This is a genomic window from Pseudomonas sp. DE0010, assembly GCF_007680745.1.
Lineage (GTDB): Bacteria > Pseudomonadota > Gammaproteobacteria > Pseudomonadales > Pseudomonadaceae > Aquipseudomonas > Aquipseudomonas parafulva_B.
On the sequence record NZ_VEJQ01000131.1, the window covers coordinates 1 to 311 of the forward strand.

Here is a 311-nt window from a genome sequence, read left to right on the forward strand (position 1 = left end):
GCCTAACGCCCGAAGCGCCCACCGCGTCGCTCGCCGCGACCCTGGCGGCGGCCGCCCTTGCCCTGGCCCTTTTCCTGGCCACGCGGTCGCCGCCGCCGCGACAACTCGCGGGTTATGGCGTCGTTGAGCAGGTCGCGATGATCCTGCCCGCGTTCCAGGGCCGGAAACAGCTCGGGCAGGCTGCGGGACAGGTGCAGATAGGTCTCCACCACGTGCAGGGCGCTTTCCAGTCCGGCGAGATCGGTGCCCGTGGGGATGCGCGGCAGGTCCACCGGCTCGCCGCGGGCGACGATCCGTAGCCAGCGCTGGGC

At 72.7% G+C, this 311-nt stretch carries 1 protein-coding gene; it reads right to left on the reverse strand.

All coding sequences use genetic code 11. The annotated features are described in order from the left end of the window. Window positions 1–2 precede the first annotated feature (2 nt). The coding region (locus FS767_RS21960; RefSeq protein ID WP_305986778.1) for an SUV3 C-terminal domain-containing protein at window positions 3–311 on the reverse strand (309 nt) is incomplete at its 5' end.